Raw genomic sequence first — 18,351 nt, forward strand, 5'->3', positions numbered from 1 at the left:
GCGGCTGATCAAGTCAGGCGCCACCTTGGCAATCGACATAAGGAGATATCCGAATGTATTGCACCTTGGTCTCGACTGCTTCGATTTTCGGTTGCGCTTAAACGAGCGTGCAGCGCGGAATTGGATCTTGCGTCGCTCTGAAATCACATTGTTTCACGGGTGTTTGACCAATCGAAGCGATCGTCAGCCGTGCTTCAAGATCTCGATCTTGGGATGAGTCGACACGAGGTCCCAGAACATATCCGCCGGCCGTCTTAGGTAGAGATGACGGTACTCGAATTCTTTGGCATATAGCCTGAGAAATTTGAAGTTGATGCGGCCATGTGCCTCCGCCAGCGCAACCTTGAGATTCATCCATTTGCTGCTCATATGAAGCATGGAGTGTTGGTAGTTGACGTTTGCGAGCAGGCTCGTTTGATTTGCCTGATCGAAGTAGGCTCGGCTTTTCAGGAGGCTATAAATGTCCGCACCATTGCTGGCGATTGTGGTGCCTGGCGCAACATAGGTCTTCACAAAATTAAGGGCGTGCTTGGGAAGTCGCGCCTCAATCGTATCCAAGGTTAGCCGTCGACCGTCCCAAGCCCCTAAGATCGTCGCCTTATGAGTACCTCGAACCCCAGTCTTGCGAATGCATCTTATCCTCGTGTCATCTAGAAAGACTATTCGGCCATCGAGACCCAGCTTACCGCGGTCACAAAGCTTCTCAATATGCAGCCCTATTTTCTTGCGCATGCGATGAGCAGCTTTCACTCCGATGCCTAAGTAGTCTGATATGAAGCTCGTGCTTATGCCATTTCGCTTTATCGTCATCAGCCACATTGCTTCGAACCAGGACTTTAGCGGGAGGCATGATCCTTCCATAAGTGTCCCAGCGCGCAGATAGTGATATTTGCTGCAACCTATACATCCTACCCGGAGATCGCTCATATGCAATCTCAAGCGTCGCGCCGCTCCGCATTTCGAACACAGAAAGTCAGGGCTGAAGCGAGCTTCCATCAGAAACTCTGCACATGCCCTTTCGTCGGCAAATCTGGATTTGAATTCGTGCAGCCCGACGGGTTCTTGCCTATCTCTCACGCTACTGCTGCAATGCTGGAGCGAAGTCTGACGTATGTGAGCTCACTGTCCTTGCCCTGCCCCGCGGATATGAAGGGAAATTTGAGATCAGCTGTTCAAACATGCCAATAGGATTATCTCTGTAGAAATATCGGTACTCAAACTCTTTCAAATAGGCCTCGATGCTCTTTTGATGGATGTGCCCGTGAGTTGTTCGAATGAATCGCTTAAGGCGCGCCCAATATAGATCTATGCGATGAGTGCTCACTCCTTGCGGGGTCTTCCACATGCCGCTTGAGTGGTTGACAGTATGGTGATCATATCCTTCCAAGCTTAGCGAGCGATAAGTCGTAAGTTGATCGGTATGAATCGTCGTTCCAAGCTCGACATGGTCGCGAATCAGGGGATAGAGCGTTACTCTCTTCCGGTTCGGTACCAGCCGCGTAAATGCCTTTTTCTGATCAATGATTCCAAAAACGATTGGTTTGAAATAGCCATCGCTCCCGAGCAACGGAGTGGCCCTTGAAAGCTGCGTCTCGTCGATCTGAATTGGTCCATCTACTTTTGCAAAGATGGGACTAGGCAATTGCCAGGCCATATGTTTGCGGATGCGAGCGCTAAGTCTGACCGCGGCCTTTCCACGGATTGAAAAATATCGTGCAATAAATCGTCCCGAAACTCCGTTTTTCGCTAGACAAGTTAGCCAACAAAATCTGAACCAGACGAGCAGTGGCAGGTGCGAATTTTCAAATGGAGTACCGGTCTTGACTCCCACGAAGTAGGAGCACTTGGAACACCGAAATCCGTAGACATAGATCAAACGCCACTTTGAATCTCGTCCGCAAGAGGGGCATAAGAATTCATCCCCGAAGCGACATCGGAATAGATGCATGACACAGCTGACTTCGTCCGGGAATAAGTGGTCGAATTCGCTGGAACTGAGCGGCGTGGTTCTGCCTATTGCCGATATTCGTTTCTTCTCGGTTATGATCGTTCTTGCTGCGGTGCCCAAAAAGTACTCCCTCGTAATCTGGGTCGATTGTGTGTCGACGAGGCGAAAGATCCGATCAGGGCGTGTTTCAATCCCGACTCCTCGCTGGGGCTGAAGTAAACTTGAACAGTCGATATCGCATCATCGGCGCGGTGACTCATTAGACAAGCGAATCGTCGCATACGCAAATTGATGGGAATGCATACCTTCGTGCAACTACTAAGTTGGTCTCTGCATGCGAACAATCTGGTTGGAAAGTTTGACCTCAGGTCGCAAGTGCGACTGAGAGTCGGGACGCGATATCTTTTCCGCATCAGAGACAAGTTACGGACTGACTGCTTGCACCGCCAACAAATTCAATGACTTAGCCCACATTTCAGGGATTCCCTGCGCTCGCGCCACGTGCGCGGGATTGCGCAGGCCAAGCCGTTGCTTCTCGCGAATCTCCGGCCAGTTTCCGGGTGTTTTGGGGCCGATTTGGGCGGCGCGTCTCTGCGCGGTTCGAAATCGGCTCGGTTTCCCTGTTTATCAGGGGATTTACAGGGAATTTCGCGTCTGGGGAACGATTGGGGTGCGAGGAAGGCGAGGCGGAGGATCTTGCGATCGTATGACGAGGTTGGCGAGACCTCGATTATCGGCGTGCCTTTCCTCAACGCAATCATGCCATGGGCTTTGCCCAGGTCAGCTCTCCAAGGGCAGGATCTGGCCGGTCACCGCGCCGCCGTCGACGATGAACTCGCAGCCTGTGGAATAGGTTGCGTCGGTCAGGAGGAAGCGAACCATCCGGGCGACTTCTTCGGCCTCGCCGAAGCGAGGGATGGGCTGTGCCGCGGCCACCTCATCGGAAAGTCCCTCGGTCATCGGTGTCCGGATCGGCCCTGGATGAAGCGATACGACGCGAATCCCGCTTTGGGCGAGGTCGAGCGCGGCTGCCTTGGTGAGGCCACGGACACCCCATTTGCTGGCGACGTAAGCCGCGAGTCCGGCATAGCCCTGCAGGCCGGCGGTCGACGAGGTATTGACGATGACGCCTCCGCCCGCCCGCGTGAGGGGCGGGGCGAGGGACCGAATTCCAAGAAAGATTCCCGTGAGGTTTACGTCGATGATGCGGCGAAAATCGTCTGGGGTGCAATCGGTCACGCTGCCGAGTCCCAGGATGCCGGCATTGTTGAACAGGCCATTGACCGAACCGAACTCCGCCTCGGCAAATGCCACGGCCGCTTCCCATTGCGCAACTTGCGTCACATCGAGAGAACAATATCGGGCGTTCGATCCGATCTCGGCGGCGAGCTGCCCGCCTTCCTCGTCAAGGACATCGGTGATAAGCACATGCGCTCCTTCGGCCGCCAGCAGGCGTGCACTCGCCGCGCCGATTCCTCGTGCTCCGCCGGTAACGATGATGCGCAGATCTTTCGGGGAAAGGGCTTTCATTAGGCTACTCCGCTGGTGCAAGCTGCTTCTGGAACGCGCAAACGGGGCGACGTTCAATCGAAGGCTAACCATGCTATTCCGGCAGCCATATCGGGAATGATACTGAGGCCTGGTTGCGCGTGACCCCGTCCAGGGGCCGCGGCCAGGCAATATCCGTAGAATTGCGTGTGGAGCCTCGACCGCAGGAGCGCCAGACTGCGCCCCGTTCTCCACGGAAGCAGGTATGATGGACCATCTCGCCACACTCACGATGAACCCCACGATAGACCTCTCCTTCGAGGTCGACCGGGTGCTTCCCACGCACAAGATGCGAGGCCGCAACGAGCGGCACGATCCCGGCGGAGGCGGGATCAACGTGGCGCGGGTATTCGTACGGCTCGGCGGCAATGCCCGCTGCCACTATCTCTCGGGCGGCGCCACGGGTGTGGCGCTCGACGGCTTGCTCGATCTCCACCAGATAGTGCGCAGCCGGGTTCCGATCGCCGGTGAAACCCGCATCAGCGCCTCGGTCTTCGAGCGATCCGGCGAACGCGAGTACCGCTTCGTGACCGAAGGGCCGACGGTAGCGGAAGACGAATGGCAGGCCTGCCTCGAAAGCGTTTCACAGGCTCGCTGCCGCTATTTCGTGGCAAGCGGTTCGCTTCCGCGCGGCGTGCCCGAGGATTTCTATGCCCGCGTCGCGAACACCCTGAATCGGGATGGTCCCCGCTTCGTGCTCGACAGTTCCGGAGCGGGGCTGGAGGGTGGACTCGCCGGCGGCGGCGTATTCCTGGTGAAGCCGAGTATCGGCGAATTGCGACAGCTGACCGGGGAAGCGCTGGAGAGCGACGAAGCCGTCGCCGGTGCGGCGCGGGCAATCGTCGATCGGGGAGAGGCCGAACACGTTGTGGTCACGATGGGGCGCGAGGGCGCGATGCTGGTCAATGCAGGCGGCGTACTGCGTCTTCCGGCGATCCCGGTAGATGCGGTGAGCTGTGTCGGGGCCGGAGACAGTTTCGTGGCCGGAATGGTCCATGCCCTTGCGGGCGGCAGCGAAATCGCGGACGCGTTCCGCTTCGGCATCGCAGCCGGCGCCGCCGCCACGCTTACGCCGGGAACGGATCTCGCCAGGGCCGAGGATATCGCCAAGGTCGCCGGGATGGTCACCTGAATCCGCGTGTGGTCTCGCGTCGGATTATTCGGCCACGCCCAGCGTGCTGTCAGGAAGTTCGTCCGAGCGCTGAATGGTCCGACCGCCACTCGCGCGGCGCTTCGACCGCCATCATCGTTTCGAGGAGATTCTGGATCGTGATGTAGCCGATCAGCGATCCGTCGCCATTGAGCACGGCGATGGCTGGTGCCCTGCCGAGCTGGCGCGAGAAAATCCCGTCGAGCGAATGCGAGGGGCCGACCTCGGGAATGTCGCGCTCCATTGCTTCCAGGACCAAGGCCGCACGGCCGCGCCTTGCCAGGGCGGATGCGATCCCTTCGCGGGTGAGCATGCCTCGGAAACGGCCGCTGCCATCGACGACTGGAAATTCCGACTGGGTCGTGCGGATCAACGCTTCCGCCGCATCCGCGATATTTGCGTCCAATCGTAGCACTTCGAATTGCGTGATCATCGCGTCGGCAGCCGTTAGGCCCCGCAAGGCCTCTTCCAGTCGCACGGTGCCGCTTTCCGACGCGGCGACGAAGAACAGGACGATGCCAATCAGCACCAGAATGAAATTGCCGGACATCAGGCCCAGCAGAGCGAACAGGATCGCGAAGCCCTGGCCGATCCGTGTTGCGGTGCGGGTCGCGCGGAGTCGGCCCATCCGCATCGAGAGCAGCGCCCGGAGAATCCTGCCGCCATCCATCGGAAAGGCAGGCAGGAGATTGAACGCGGCAAGGATAAGATTGGCGATCGCAAGCTGTGGCAGGAGAAGGATCTCACCGGCCAGCCGTTCGGGAGCGAGGTCGTCCAGGTTCGGCATTCGGCCTAGGAAGGCGATCAGCACGCCCGCTATGGCCAGGCTGACCAGCGGGCCGGCGAGCCCGATCAGCGCCTCCTGCCTTGGATCCTCGGGAATCTCCTCCATGCGCGATGCGCCGCCGATCGGCAGCAGCATTATGTCGGGCGTACGCACGCCAAAGGTCCGCGCGACGAGGACATGCCCGAACTCGTGGGCGGTCACGCTGGCGAAGATCAATGCGATATAGACGAGCCCCGAAGCGGCCGCCCGGGCGCCTCCTAGCGCGTAGTAGGAAAGGCCTATCCATGCGAGCAGGATGACGAGGGTCAGGTGGACGCGGACCTCCGTGCCCCGGAAGCTACCGATCGCGAAGCTCCATTTCACGACGCTGCTCTCCGCTCCGAAATACAAAACGGTTGGAGGATTTGCTTCTCGCGACTCATCGGGCCATCCGCAAATGCCGCCGCCGGTCCAGACTCAGAATGTCGGCAGGTAGTAGCGGCGAATTTCTGCTTGCCATTTGCCGTTCCATTCGGGTTCCTCGCCTTCTGGATAGGAAGGCGCCAGCGCGCTATCGAGCTGTTCTTCGCCGATGTCGACGACATAACCGCCTTGTTCGGCTTCGTAGTCGAGAGCATCCCATGGGAGGGGATAGCGATGTGACCCAATGCCCAGGAACCCGCCGAAGCTCATGATCGCGTAGTGGACCTTTCCGTCTTGCTTGCCGACCATGAAGTGATGAATTTTGCCAAGTCTCTCGCCTGCGGGGTTGAAGACTGGCGTACCATCGACCTTTTCCGACGAGATCAGATCTTGCGTTTCGTCGGCTTCCAAGATCTTTTCACCCGGTTGCGGCATTTCGATCTCATCCTGCATGTTTTTATCCTCCGGCTTCTGAGCCGGAGCTAGCCACAGGCGGCCCATCCGCGCATTACGCAATCATACCGAACCGCGCTGCGTCAGCGGGGGTTTATCGCTGTCCCGTCGCGCAGCGAATTGCCGGGATTGAGAACAACTTCCTCGCCCTCGCTCAGCCCCTTCAGGACTTCGGCGAATTCGTCGTTGAGGTGGCCGATCGTGACCGCACGCTCCCGTGCCCTGCCGCTCTCGACAACGAACACCCGCCAGCCTCCGTCGCTCCCCCGATACAGAGCGCCGATGGGCAGTCGCAGGGCGGTCTCGCTGCTCCACAACACGATCGTGGCATCGATCTGGTAACCGTGGCCCAGCCGCGCGCCTTCCGCCTTCGATGCTTCGGCCAGACTGATGATAACGTTGACCCGCTGCTCCTCGATCCCGAGCGCGGAGACCTTGAGCCGGCCGAATGGCTCGACCCGCTCGACCCGGCCGATCAGCGGGTCCGGACCACCCCATTGGGTGATCTCGACTCGGTCCCCCGGCCTCACCCGCACGGCCTCGCGCGAGAGAAGGTCGACCACGATCTCGATCCGGCCGGGGTCGCCGATCGTCACCAGCGGTGTGCCTTCGCCGATCACGCCTTCGCTTTCGCTGATTACCGAAAGCACCGTACCGCCGACGGGAGCGCGGACGGGGACGCTGGTCGAAGCCTCGCCGACGGGCTGGGCGAGCATGGCGCGGATGCGCGCGGCTTCCGCCCGACTTTGTGCCAGGCCTGCCTCTCCGGTGGCAACGCGTGTGCGCGCCGCTTCGAGCTGGGCCCTGGGCAGGAAGCCACGCGATGCCAGTTCCTCCGCTCGAGCGAGGTCGCGCCGGGCCTGTGCCAGCGAAGCCTCCGCGCCACTCGCCGCAGCCTGCGCCGACTCGAGCGCGCCCTGCAATTCGTTGCGACCGCGGGGGTCGAGTGGCGTGGAAGGTCGCCCGCTCATCCGGGTGATCAGCGCGCCCTGCCTAACCACATCGCCCGCTTCCAGTTCGATTCGTGCGAGATAGCCGGTGACCGGCGCCGAAACGACGTAATATTCTTCCTCGCGGGTGACGCCGTCATCGGTCACTCCCACCGCCATCGGGCCGCGCGTCACCCGGCCAGTATCGACCGGCACCGCTTCGGGCCAGAACGCATAGGCAAGGCCGAGCAGAAGGAGCGCCGCGATCATGAGGGCCCAGCGCCAGCGATTGATCAGATTCCGCATCAGTCGTGCGCCTTCAACACGCGGACCATGTCGAGCTGCATCACCCGGCGCGCCACAGCGAGCGCGGTCGCCGTTGCCGCGGCGAGTACGATGAGTATTGCATAGCCATAGGATGCGCGGCTCGGCGCAAAGGGCAACCGGAAAAGGTCGGAGCTAAACATCGCAGTCATTAACTGTGCCATCCAGCTTCCGACGATGCAGCCCAGCGGGACGGCGGCGACCACTAGCAGGGCGAGTTCCCCGAGGAGCACGATCCCGACCTCGCTGCGGTGATAGCCGAGCACGCGCAGGGTCGCGAGTTCGTGCGCCCGTTCGGAGAACAGGATGTGCGCCGAATTGTAGACCACGCCCACTGCGATCGCCGAGGCAAAGGAGATGTAGAAGAACAGCATGGTGAAGATGTTGTCGTCGATCATTTCCTCGAACTTCACAAGCGCGGCATCGCGCTCGGTTACGCCCAATACCACTGGCATATCCTTGAGTTCGATCAGGATTGCATCGCGCCGGGCCGGATCGATGCCGACAAGGGCGGCGCCCGCGGGTGCGGCGTCGCGGGCAATTTCCTCAAGCGTGGTCTCGCTGGCATAGGCGCGCGCGCCGATGAACTCATCGACGATCCCCGCGACAGGCTGCATCGTCTCGGTCCGCTTTCCCCCGAGCATCTCGACCCGAACCGTGTCGCCGGCGCGGACCCTGAGCTGGTCGGCAAGCTGCCGGCTGAGCATCAGCCCTGCCGGAGGAAGGTCGATCTCGCTTCCGTCGGCGTCGATCCGCGCGGTCAGGAGCGAGTCAGTCGCCGCAGTTTCCAACGCCGTGCGTTCGACGATGTTACCGTGGCTCAGCTTCACGGGAATGGCCCTGATGGCCTCGGCGCGCTGCACGCCGGGGATTTGCGCGAGTGCGAAGATCGCATCTTCGTTGCGCGGTTCGGTGAAGGTGACGGTGAGGTCCTGGCGCTGGGCGCGGAAGAAATAGTTGTCGAGCATGGTCCGGCTCGAATCGAGGAATTGCAGGGTCGCGAACAGCAACCCCATCGACAACGCCACGCCCAGGGCGGTGATCGCCGAACGGCCGGGCCAGCGCGCGATGTGGCGGACGATCATGTGGCCGATCGCGGTAAAGCCCGCCGCATGGCCGATCCGTTCGACCGGCCCGGCACGATAGACGGGTGGCGGCGGCGGCGCCATGGCGACCGCGGGCGCGAGCCCGATGGCCGAGCGGATGCCTCCCAGCGCGCCCAGGCCGGCCGCTCCCACCGCAAGACCGGCTGCGGCGACGAACACTCCGGGCGAAAAGCGGTAATAGAGGAACGGGAAGCGGTAATATTCGGCGTAGAGCCGGGTCATCGCCTGCCCCATCCAGATGCCGGCGAGCGATCCCAGCACGATCGCGAGCGCTGCGATCGCCAAGGCGAACTTGAGGTAATGCCGGCCGATTGCCCAGTCCGAATAGCCGAACGCCTTGATCAGCCCGATCTGGGTGCGTTCGGTGCGGATCAGCCGGCCGAGCACGATGTAGACGAGGAAGGTCGCCACGAGCAGGAAGATTGGCGGGATGACCTGCGTCATCGCGTCGAGCTGCATCAGTTCGTTGTCGAGGAAGGCGTGGCTGAGATGGTCCTCGCGCCCATAGGCGCCGGTTCCGCCAAAGGGCTCGAGCAGGCTGTCGAGCCTGCGGATCACGTCGGCTTCGGATGCTCCGCGTTCCAGTGTTACGGCAAGCGCGTTGATCGCCTCGGTCCGGTCGGTTGCGGCCTCGAGCGCCTTGCGCCCCATCCAGAAGATGCCGAAACGGCTGTTGTCGGGGATCAGGTCGCCCGGCGCGAGCGCATAGATGAAATCGGGGGCAAGACCGATCCCGACAATGTCGAGCCGCTGCTTCTGGCCGTAGATCACTGCGTCGAGGCTGCTTCCGGGCGACAGGCCGTTCGCTTCGGCGAAGGCGTCGTCCACCACCACTTCGCTCGCCTGGCCGGGGCGCGGCAGGCGTCCCTCGCGCAGGGTGATCCGGTTAAGTCGGCCGTGTCCGTATTCGTCCACCGAATTGATCAGCGCGCGCACCGGCACGTTGCGGTGCGGGAAGTCGAGCGTGGCATATTGCTGGATCGTGCCCTCGGCGCGCTGCACGCCGGGGATTGCAGCGGCGCGGGCCACGATGCTGCGCGGGGCGCGGGTCATCCCGGCAAAGACTTCGGCAAAATGGTTGCGCGCATAATAGGCGTCGCGGGTTTCGGTCAGTGAGCGGTGGACGCTGGTCGAGAGGACGAAGGTCGCGGTCGCCGCTGCCAGCACCAGGGCGATGGCGAGCGCCTGCCCGCGCATGCGCCACAGGTCTCTCAAGAGCTTGAGATCGAGCGCGCTCACCAGCTGATCTTCGCGGGATCGATTGGCGTTGCGTTTCGTTCGATGCGGGCGATTTGACCGTCGAGGAAATGGAAAACGCGGTGCGCGATGGCGGCGATGCCGGCATTATGCGTGATGAGAATGACGGTGGTGCCGAGTTCGCGGTTCGCGCGGGCAAGGCATTCGAGCACGCGGACGCCGGTCGCGCTATCGAGCGCCCCGGTCGGCTCGTCGCACAACAGCACGCCAGGCTGCTTGGCGATCGCGCGCGCGACAGCGACGCGCTGCTGCTCGCCGCCCGAGAGCTGCGCCGGGTAATGGTCGCGCCGGTCGGCCAGCCCGACGAGATCGAGCGCTTCCGCCGATTTCATCGGTTGCTCGGCGATATCGGTGACGAGCCGCACATTCTCGTCCGCCGTCAGGCTCGGAATGAGATTGTAGAACTGGAAAATGAAGCCGACATTCTTCCTGCGGAAGCGGGTGAGGTCGCGATCGTCAAGTGCGGTTAGTTCGCTGTCTTCATAGAACAACGTGCCGTCGGTCGGCCGATCCAGGCCACCGATGATGTTGAGCAACGTCGATTTGCCACTGCCCGAAGGGCCGAGCAGGACAAGGACCTCGCCCGCCGGAATCGCCAGGTCCACCCCGCGCAGCGCGTGTACCTGGGTTTCGCCCATATGGTAGACTTTTCGCAGGCCACTGCCGCGAAACGCCAGGCGCCCCGTCTCTTCCGGGTCATGATCGGGCGAACTCGTCATCGGGTGGATTATCTCCGGGCATTGCCGCGATTCCAAGGGACTTGCGTGAACGCGGTCTTGGCCAGACCGGGGCGTGCGGTTTTGGAAGGCCGCATGCCGGGTTCCATGCCATCGGGTCGATACGTATTTGGCCTGATTCACCCGGAGCGCGCCATAGACTTCAGTAGCTTTGCGTATGGCGGCCCCGATAGCCCTTGCGCAGGAAGGTGGCATGGCTCCATCAGTTACGCGAGCACAGGAAACGGCGGAGAAGCGGGCTTCAGCGGCAGAAACCGGCTGGACCATTTCCTTGCGCCAGCTGGGCAAGGACGATGTTGCCCAGGTCGGCGGCAAGAGCGCTTCGCTTGGCGAAATGCTCGCTTCGCTTGCAGATAAGGGCGTGCGGGTGCCCGATGGCTTTGCGGTAACCGCCGCAGCCTATCGCGCCACGATCGAGGCTGCCGGATTGTCGGGTCCGATCGGCGAGGCGATCGAGGCATACCGCGACGGGCAGGTGCCCTTGGCAAAAACCGGTGCTGCAATCCGATCTGACATCTTGGGTGCCACGCTGCCCGATGCGGTCGAAGCCGCGATCCGGGCATCCTATCGCAGTTTGTGCGAGGAGGCCGGAGCGGCGGAGATCGCGGTGGCCGTGCGTTCCAGCGCCACGGCCGAAGACCTCCCTGACGCAAGCTTTGCGGGGCAGCAGGAAACCTATCTCAACGTGGTCGGGGAAACTGCCCTGATCGCGGCCTGTCGGCGCTGCTTTGCATCGCTCTTCACCGACCGGGCGATCGCCTATCGCGAGGCGAAAGGATTCGATCATCTTGCGGTCGCCTTGTCGGTCGGTGTGCAGCGGATGGTCCGCTCCGATCTCGGGGGTGCGGGAGTGATGTTCACGCTCGATCCCGAAACAGGATTTCCGGGCATTGTCACGATCAGCGCTAACTGGGGATTGGGCGAGACCGTAGTGCAAGGCGAAGTCGATCCTGACAGCTACACGATCTTCAAACCCCTGCTCGCGCAGCCGGACTTGCGACCGGTGATCGGGCGAAAGCGCGGCGGCAAGGCCCGCAAGACCATCTACGCCGCAGGTGGCGCAGGAGGGACGAGAACGGTCGAAACAACCGCGGCGGAGCGTGGGGCATTCGTCCTCAACGATGCCGAAGCCCTTGAGTTGGCCCGATGGGCAGCGGCGATCGAAAGCCACTACGGGCGCCCGATGGACATCGAATGGGCGAAGGACGGCGAAACGGGCGAGCTCTTTGTCGTCCAGGCGCGCCCCGAAACCGTTCAATCCATTCGCAGGCCTGCAGTGCTCGAAACCTGGCGGGTCGACACCAAGGGTGCGGCGCCGGTCGTGACCGGTTCGGCTGTCGGCCGGAGCGTGGCCGTCGGGCCCGTGCGGATCGTGCGCGGTGCCGTCGACATCGGCGGCTTTCCCGAAGGCGCGATCCTGGTCGCCGAAATGACCGATCCCGACTGGGTGCCGGCCATGCGCCGCGCGGCCGGGATCGTGACCGACCACGGCGGCCCCACCAGCCATGCCGCGATCGTCAGCCGGGAACTTGGCGTTCCGGCGGTCATAGGCACCGGCAATGCCACGCAAGTGCTGACCGAGGGGCAACGCGTCACGCTTTCCTGTGCCGGAGGCGCGGAGGGAAAGGTGTATGATGGCGAGCATCCCTTCGAGAGCCGCGAGGTTGACCTTTCTGCCCTTCCGGAGACCCGCACCGAGCTCATGCTGAACCTCGCCGAACCTGATGCGGCCTTTGCCTGGTGGCAATTGCCTGCGAAGGGCGTCGGCCTTGCCCGGATGGAATTCGTGGTGAGCAATTGGGTCCGCATCCATCCGATGGCGCTGATCCACCCCGACGCGGTGGCGGATGGAGCGGAGCGCGAGGAAATCGCGCGGCTGACCCGCGGTTATGACGATCCCACGCGCTATTTCGTCGATACGCTTGCGCAGGGGATCGGGAGGCTCGCCGCGGTATTCCATCCGCATCCGGCGATCGTCCGCCTCAGTGATTTCAAGACCAACGAATATGCCCACCTCCTCGGCGGGTCGGGTTTCGAACCCGAGGAAGAAAACCCGATGCTCGGCTTCCGCGGCGCGTCACGCTATTATCATGAGCGCTATCGCGAGGGCTTCGCACTCGAATGCGCGGCGCTCAAGCAGGTTCGCGAAGAAATGGGCTTTTGCAATCTCGTGGCGATGGTGCCGTTTTGCCGATCGCCCGAGGAGGCCGACAAGGTGCTCGCGGAAATGGCCTCCAACGGGCTCGTGCGCGGCGAGCGCGGCCTCGAAGTCTACGTCATGTGCGAAATCCCGTCGAACGTGCTGCGCGCCGAGGAATTCGCTGAGCGCTTCGACGGTTTCTCGATCGGATCGAACGATCTCACGCAACTCGTGCTTGGCGTGGACAGGGACTCGGAATTGCTGGCGGAGTTGTTCGACGAACGCGATCCGGCGGTGAAGGCGATAATTGCCGACCTAATTCCGCGCGCTCACAAGGCCGGCGCCAAGGTGGGCATCTGCGGGCAGGCACCGAGCGACTATCCCGAATTCGCGCAATTCCTCGTCGAGCTTGGAATCGATTCGATTTCGCTCAACCCCGACAGTTTCGTCGCCACGCTCCATACCGTCGCCGCTGCCGAACAGGCGAAGCCCGGCTGAAAGGATCCGCGCGGCATGGAGAGAATAGCTTGCGTGAGCGCGTCGGATCCTGATGCCTGGCATGCGGTTCCCGCCGCCGAGGTGCTTGCGCGGGTTAGAAGTTCGCCCGCTGGACTCGACGGAGCGGAGGCGGAACGGCGCCTCGCCGAATGGGGGCGCAATCGCCTGACGCGGGCGCGAAAGAGGTCCGCCCTGGCGCGGTTCCTCGGCCAGTTCGCGAATGCCCTCATGCTCGTCCTGCTCGGCGCCGCAGCGGTGCTGCTGCTTATCGGAGAGCTGCTCGATGCGGCGGTGGTGTCCGCGCTGGTTGTCGCGAACGCGCTGCTCGGCTTCATCCAGGAGGGACGGGCGCAGCAGGCGCTCGACGCGGTGCGCCAGAGTCTTGCGCCCGAGGCAATGGTCATCAGGGGCGGCCGTCCGCGCACCATTCCGGCCGAAGAGCTGGTGGTAGGAGACGTCGTAGCACTCGCTTCGGGCACGCTCGTCCCGGCCGATTTGAGGCTGATCGAACTGCACGGGCTCGAGGTCCAGGAGGCCTCGCTTACTGGCGAATCGATGCCGGTCAGCAAGGCGATAGATCCCCTTCCCGAGGAAACGGCCCTTGCGGACAGGTCCTCCATGGCCTGGTCCGGAACCATGATTGCCCGCGGTGCGGGCCGGGGCGTCGTCATCGCCACGGGCGACCGCAGCGAGATCGGCCGCATCGGCAGCCTCCTGGCGCAACGCGACACGAGCGTGACGCCGCTTCATCGCCGGCTCGGCCGATTCAGCCGCCGACTCACCGCAGCGATCTTGCTGCTCGCGGCAGCGGTCTATGCGGTGGGCGAGGGGTTCTGGGACATGGGCGCGGTGGCAGCCTTCAGGGCCTCGGTCGGTGTGGCAATCGCTGCCGTGCCCGAAGCGCTCCCCGCAATCCTCACCATCACCATGGCCGTTGGCGTCACCCGCATGGCCAAGCGTCGCGCGATCATCCGGAGGCTGCCGGCGGTTGAGGCCCTCGGTTCAGTCGACATTATCTGCGCCGACAAGACCGGCACGATCACGCGCAACCAGCTGACCGTCAGGACCGCCGTGACCTCGAGCGGACGGTTCGACATTCCCCCGGCCGACCCTAACCCCGAGGAGCTGACTGTCGACCGGCAGTCTGTCGATCCCCTGTTACGGCAGCTTGCCCGGGGCGCGGCGTTCGCCAATGACGCCGAACTGCGCCGCGAAAGCAACGGCTGGGCAGTGGAGGGCGACCTTACCGACGGAGCGCTCCTGGCCTTCGCGCATAAGTGCGGCGTGACGAATGGATGCGCCCGGCGGCTCGCGACGATTCCTTACGAGGCCGAACAGCAATACATGGCTGTGCTCGACGGGGCAGGGGATTCGCCAACGATCTGGCTCAAGGGCGCTCCGGAGCGGGTGCTTGCCTTGTGTTCCAAAGTCGAGATGGCGGCCGGTTTCGAACCCATTGACCGCGAAACCTGGACGGGCAGGGTGGAAGAGCTGGCGAGGCTAGGTGAGCGCGTGCTTGCTGTGGCTCGACGGCCTGCCGCCGGCGACAGCTCGCTCGATCCCGAGACGGTCGCGTCGGGCGGTTTCACGCTCCTTGGGCTGGTCGGCATGATCGATCCTCCGCGCGACGGAGTCGCGGAGAGCATCGCCACCGCGCGGCGAGCGGGGATCGCTGTCAAGATGATCACAGGCGACCATCCCGCCACAGCGAAGGCGATCGCGGCCTCGGTTGGGATCGAAGGCGAGACCGTGGCCGGTCACGAGTTGGACAGGCTCGACGAAGCGGAATTCGGTGAGGCGGCCGCCCACGCCGCGATCATCGCCCGGGCAACGCCCGAGCACAAGCAACGCCTGATCGCCGCGCTGCAGGCCCAGGGCAAGAGCATCGCGATGACAGGCGATGGCTTCAACGATGCGCCGGCGCTGCAGAAGGCGGATATCGGCATCGCCATGGGCGGACGGGGCACCGAAGCCGCCCGCGAGGCCTCCGATATCGTGCTGACCGATGACGATTTCACCTCGATCGTCGCCGCGGTCCACGAAGGCCGCACGGTCTATGAGAATATCCGCAAGGCAGTCGCCTACATCCTTCCCACCAGTCTGGGGGAGGCAGGGCTGATCGTGTTGGCGGTTGCATTAGGTCAGGCCCTGCCGATCACCGCGTTGCAGATCCTGTGGATCAATCTCGTCACTGAGGCGACGCTCAGCATCGCAATCGCTTTCGACCCCGCCGATCCGCAGTCGATGAAAAGACCGCCGAGACCCCGCAACGAGCCGCTGCTGTCGCGTTTTCTGCTCTGGCGCATCGGCTTCGTCGCGGCGCTGATGACCGCGGCAGGGTGGTACCTCTTCGAACTGTTGCTCGCGACCGGTTCGGTCGATCTCGCTCGTACCGCCGTGGTCAACGGACTCGTCGCCTGCGAAATCGCCTATCTCTTCAACTGCCGCCGCTTGCGGCAGTCGTCGTTCGGTTGGAAAGTACTCACCGAGAATCGCGTGGTACCTATTTCGATTGCCACGGTGATCCTCTTGCAGCTGCTCTTCACCTATGCAGGCTTCATGCAACAATTATTCGGTTCGGTTGCCCTCGGCTGGAGCGAGTGGGCAATCGTCGCGGGGTTCGGCCTGCTGCTTTTCGTGGTCGTCGAACTGGAGAAATGGCTGACAAGGAACCTGTTCAGCCCGGCGACGCAATCCTGACCAGCCAAAACAGCCCGAGGCCATAGAGAACGATCGCCGCAATCGAATCATAGCCCATCCGGACAAAGGTCCGGTCACGCCGCTCGATCAAACCGAGGACATAGAGACCCGTGAGCATCAGCCCGAGCAGCGCTGCGACGATTTCGAAGGAAGTCGCCGCCGCAAGTACCGGCGGGCCGGGCGATGCAAGATCGATCAGGAATATGAGCGTGAGATTGAACAGGTTCGAACCGAACACCTCGCCTACCGCCAGTTCGTAGCGTCGCTGGCGGACCGCAGCGGTAATCGAACTCAGCTCGGGAAGCGAAGTCGCAAGCGCGAGGAAGATCAGCCCGACCAGCCCTCCGCCGATTCCCGTCCGCAGTGCGATCGCATCGCCGGTATTGGCAAGGACCGTACCAGCCGCGAGAATCAGCATTGCGAGGCCGAACGTACCCCAGACCAGCTGCCGTGGCGTCAGAGACGCTTCGTCGCCATGTCCTTCAGGTTCCAGTGTCGGCGGGTTGACGACCATCCACATCGGGCGCCGTTCGGATCGATGGGCGAGGCCCAGCGCCGCCACGCAAAGGATCAGCAGGACCGACGACCACACTCCTACGCCGAGGAACGGGACTTCGCCCACGCCGATCGCCGTGGCGACGACCGCCAGCAGCATTATGCCGAGCACGCCCTGGATCAAGGTAACCGGACGGGCAACGACCGACGTCAGTGGCCGGCGCCCCAGGACCATGTCTGCCAGCGCGAGAAGCACGATGTTGAATGCCACGCTGCCGAGGACATTGTTGAGCGCAAGCGAGGAAGCACCGAGGGATGCCGCGCTGAGCGTGGTCGAGACTTCGGGAAGCGAGGTTATGCCCCCGAGCAGCAGCATGCCTGCAAATCCCTGGCCCAGGCCGGTGCGTTCGCTGATCGCGACCACATAGTGCGGCAGATGCGAGCCAGCCCACCATACGACGCAAGCGGCGGCGATGAAGCTGAGAATGAGGAGCCAGAGTGACAAACGTTCTTTCCCGCAGTTCGATTGCCCGAGAGCCCTTACTATAGATTTGGCGCACACTCGCCGGCTTCATCGCAGCTATGATCGTAGCCCGACTTGTGCTATTAAGATTTAGGCTTGGTTGCGGTCCCGATCCTGTTCATCCTTATCGGGGATGCATCGGCGCTTTTACACGTAACATTCCGTATTCCGCCGACCCCGCCGAAGGGGTTGAGATAAATGGGGTCCAAGCAGTTTGGGGCTGCCGTCGGCCTTGAGCGCCAAGAGCCGGGAAGATGGCGAAGGGGAGGAGAAGGAGTGGGGGGAGGATGTGCTGGCTGCCGAGCAGGTAGGCGATCCAGCCACAGATGCAAAGGTCGGTCACATGAGAGTTTCCCCGCTTCATCCACCCTCGGCCAGGAATGCTCGACAAGTGGTCGCCTGCGTAGACTGCACCCGGCAGTCGTACGCCATTGCGGATGCCGCAGCGGGCCTCGCACTCGCACTCGATCTCCCGCTCGTTCTTTTCCATGTGATCGAGCCGTCTGACGATCTGCGGCGACGGCCGGATCCGCTGGAATGGCAGCTGCTCAGGCGGCAGGCGTGCGACCATCTGGACGTCCTGCGCGCAGCGCTGCCGTTGGCACCGGAAGCAATGACCGTTGCGCTTGCCGAGGGGGAGCGGACGAACTCGATCTGCCAGCGCGCTGCCGAGCCGGGATCGATCCTGGTTATGGGTTCGGGCGGCGACGGAAATAGCCCCTTCTTTCGCGGATTGGTGTCAAGGCAGGTAATCGAGCGCGCGCTTGGACCGGTTCTGCTAGTTCCCATCAATAACGGCTGGTGCACGACAAGGCTTGAGCGGATTCTCGTTCCCCTGGATGGTTCGCACCATGCCGACAACGCCTTGGCGCAAGCTGCCAGGATTGCGCGGAACAGTGGAGCCGAACTGTTGCTCGCACATGTCGTTCCAGAGCCCGAACTTGCGCACTCCGGCCTGCCCGAAAGAGCAGATATCGAACTGGTTGCCCGCCTCGATCAGCGAAACCGTCTTGCGGCTTCGGACCTGCTCGAGAGGGCCACCCGCCGCCTGACGGACCAGGGACTGAAAGTCCGGAGCATCTGCCTCGATGGAGAACCGCGCGCCGCGTTGTTGAGGACGATTTCGGACGCCAACCCCTCGCTTGTGGTCCTGTCGGCTCGCGGGCAGGGAGGGCGGCATTGCCTCGACCTGCCGATAGGCAGTACCGCCAACTACCTGCTCGATCATCTCGTGACGCCGACGCTGTTTGTTCCTGCCGGTCCGATACCCGCCGGAACCAGCAGCCCCCAACCGCAAAGCCATTTGTCTGCTTCGATCCAAGCGGCCTGACGTGGGACGCGACCCCGTCGACCC

At 62.6% G+C, this 18,351-nt stretch carries 13 protein-coding genes; 4 read left to right on the top strand and 9 right to left on the bottom strand.

The genetic code is table 11. From position 1 onward, the window contains the following. Positions 1-183 precede the first annotated feature (183 nt). The 3 genes from AC16XC_RS03660 to AC16XC_RS03670 form a co-directional block, all read right to left on the bottom strand. On the bottom strand, positions 184-996 hold the full coding sequence (locus AC16XC_RS03660) for a transposase (RefSeq protein WP_484033282.1): 813 nt from the start codon (positions 994-996) through the stop codon (positions 184-186). Positions 997-1,078: 82 nt separating this feature from the next. Next, on the bottom strand, positions 1,079-2,068 hold the full coding sequence (locus tag AC16XC_RS03665) for an IS1595 family transposase (protein ID WP_484033283.1): 990 nt from the start codon (positions 2,066-2,068) through the stop codon (positions 1,079-1,081). 660 nt (positions 2,069-2,728) lie between these two features. Continuing rightward, positions 2,729-3,478 (bottom strand): SDR family oxidoreductase, encoded by a 750-nt coding sequence (locus AC16XC_RS03670; RefSeq protein ID WP_484033284.1) that lies wholly within the window; start codon positions 3,476-3,478, stop codon positions 2,729-2,731. 250 nt (positions 3,479-3,728) lie between these two features. On the opposite strand from AC16XC_RS03670, the gene AC16XC_RS03675 reads away from it, so the two are divergent. Next, the gene (locus tag AC16XC_RS03675) at positions 3,729-4,628 is read left to right on the top strand and encodes a 1-phosphofructokinase family hexose kinase (protein ID WP_484033285.1); all 900 of its coding nucleotides are present in this window, start codon (positions 3,729-3,731) and stop codon (positions 4,626-4,628) included. Positions 4,629-4,677: 49 nt separating this feature from the next. Here the strand turns inward: AC16XC_RS03675 and AC16XC_RS03680 are convergent, their stop codons facing one another. The 5 genes from AC16XC_RS03680 to AC16XC_RS03700 all read right to left on the bottom strand — a co-directional run bounded on the left by AC16XC_RS03680 (position 4,678) and on the right by AC16XC_RS03700 (position 10,623). Continuing rightward, the gene (locus AC16XC_RS03680; protein ID WP_484033286.1) at positions 4,678-5,796 is read right to left on the bottom strand and encodes a site-2 protease family protein; all 1,119 of its coding nucleotides are present in this window, start codon (positions 5,794-5,796) and stop codon (positions 4,678-4,680) included. A 93-nt stretch (positions 5,797-5,889) separates the two neighbouring features. After that, on the bottom strand, positions 5,890-6,288 hold the full coding sequence (locus AC16XC_RS03685; RefSeq protein ID WP_484033287.1) for a PRC-barrel domain-containing protein: 399 nt from the start codon (positions 6,286-6,288) through the stop codon (positions 5,890-5,892). An 83-nt stretch (positions 6,289-6,371) separates the two neighbouring features. Beyond that, the gene (locus tag AC16XC_RS03690; RefSeq protein ID WP_484033288.1) at positions 6,372-7,523 is read right to left on the bottom strand and encodes an efflux RND transporter periplasmic adaptor subunit; all 1,152 of its coding nucleotides are present in this window, start codon (positions 7,521-7,523) and stop codon (positions 6,372-6,374) included. Further along, a complete protein-coding gene (locus AC16XC_RS03695) occupies positions 7,523-9,886 on the bottom strand; it encodes an ABC transporter permease (RefSeq protein ID WP_484033289.1) in 2,364 nt (787 codons plus the stop codon). The genes AC16XC_RS03690 and AC16XC_RS03695 overlap by 1 nt, the downstream gene beginning before the upstream one ends. Then, positions 9,883-10,623, bottom strand: a complete 741-nt coding sequence (locus tag AC16XC_RS03700) for an ABC transporter ATP-binding protein (protein WP_484033290.1) — start codon at positions 10,621-10,623, stop codon at positions 9,883-9,885. Before AC16XC_RS03700 ends, AC16XC_RS03695 begins: the two co-directional genes overlap by 4 nt. A gap of 211 nt (positions 10,624-10,834) precedes the next feature. Here AC16XC_RS03700 and ppsA point away from each other — a divergent pair, with 211 nt between their 5' ends. Together ppsA and AC16XC_RS03710 are read left to right on the top strand one after the other, a co-directional pair. Next, a complete protein-coding gene (ppsA, locus tag AC16XC_RS03705) occupies positions 10,835-13,279 on the top strand; it encodes a phosphoenolpyruvate synthase (RefSeq protein WP_484033291.1) in 2,445 nt (814 codons plus the stop codon). Positions 13,280-13,312: 33 nt separating this feature from the next. Beyond that, positions 13,313-15,979 carry a cation-translocating P-type ATPase gene (locus tag AC16XC_RS03710; RefSeq protein ID WP_484033292.1) on the top strand — a complete coding sequence of 889 codons (2,667 nt, stop codon included), beginning with the start codon at positions 13,313-13,315 and terminating at the stop codon, positions 15,977-15,979. On the opposite strand, the gene AC16XC_RS03715 is transcribed toward AC16XC_RS03710, so the two are convergent. Beyond that, positions 15,957-16,979, bottom strand: a complete 1,023-nt coding sequence (locus AC16XC_RS03715) for a sodium:calcium antiporter (protein ID WP_484033293.1) — start codon at positions 16,977-16,979, stop codon at positions 15,957-15,959. The two genes, AC16XC_RS03710 and AC16XC_RS03715, sit on opposite strands and share 23 nt — an antisense overlap. Positions 16,980-17,388: 409 nt before the next feature. Between AC16XC_RS03715 and AC16XC_RS03720 the strand changes: the two genes are divergently transcribed. Beyond that, positions 17,389-18,327: a universal stress protein gene (locus tag AC16XC_RS03720; RefSeq protein ID WP_484033294.1), complete on the top strand. Its 939-nt coding sequence runs from the start codon at positions 17,389-17,391 to the stop codon at positions 18,325-18,327. Positions 18,328-18,351 lie beyond the last annotated feature (24 nt).

This window comes from Candidatus Andeanibacterium sp., from assembly GCF_057143545.1.

Excerpts from the sequence above, each read along its gene's own strand:
- AC16XC_RS03660 (WP_484033282.1), bottom strand. The coding sequence starts at position 996 with ATGGAAGCTCGCTTCAGCCCTGACTTTCTGTGTTCGAAATGCGGAGCG.
- AC16XC_RS03670 (WP_484033284.1), bottom strand. The coding sequence starts at position 3,478 with ATGAAAGCCCTTTCCCCGAAAGATCTGCGCATCATCGTTACCGGCGGA.
- AC16XC_RS03675 (WP_484033285.1), top strand. The coding sequence starts at position 3,729 with ATGAACCCCACGATAGACCTCTCCTTCGAGGTCGACCGGGTGCTTCCC.
- AC16XC_RS03685 (WP_484033287.1), bottom strand. The coding sequence starts at position 6,288 with ATGCAGGATGAGATCGAAATGCCGCAACCGGGTGAAAAGATCTTGGAA.
- AC16XC_RS03690 (WP_484033288.1), bottom strand. The coding sequence starts at position 7,523 with ATGCGGAATCTGATCAATCGCTGGCGCTGGGCCCTCATGATCGCGGCG.
- AC16XC_RS03700 (WP_484033290.1), bottom strand. The coding sequence starts at position 10,623 with ATGACGAGTTCGCCCGATCATGACCCGGAAGAGACGGGGCGCCTGGCG.
- ppsA (WP_484033291.1), top strand. The coding sequence starts at position 10,835 with ATGGCTCCATCAGTTACGCGAGCACAGGAAACGGCGGAGAAGCGGGCT.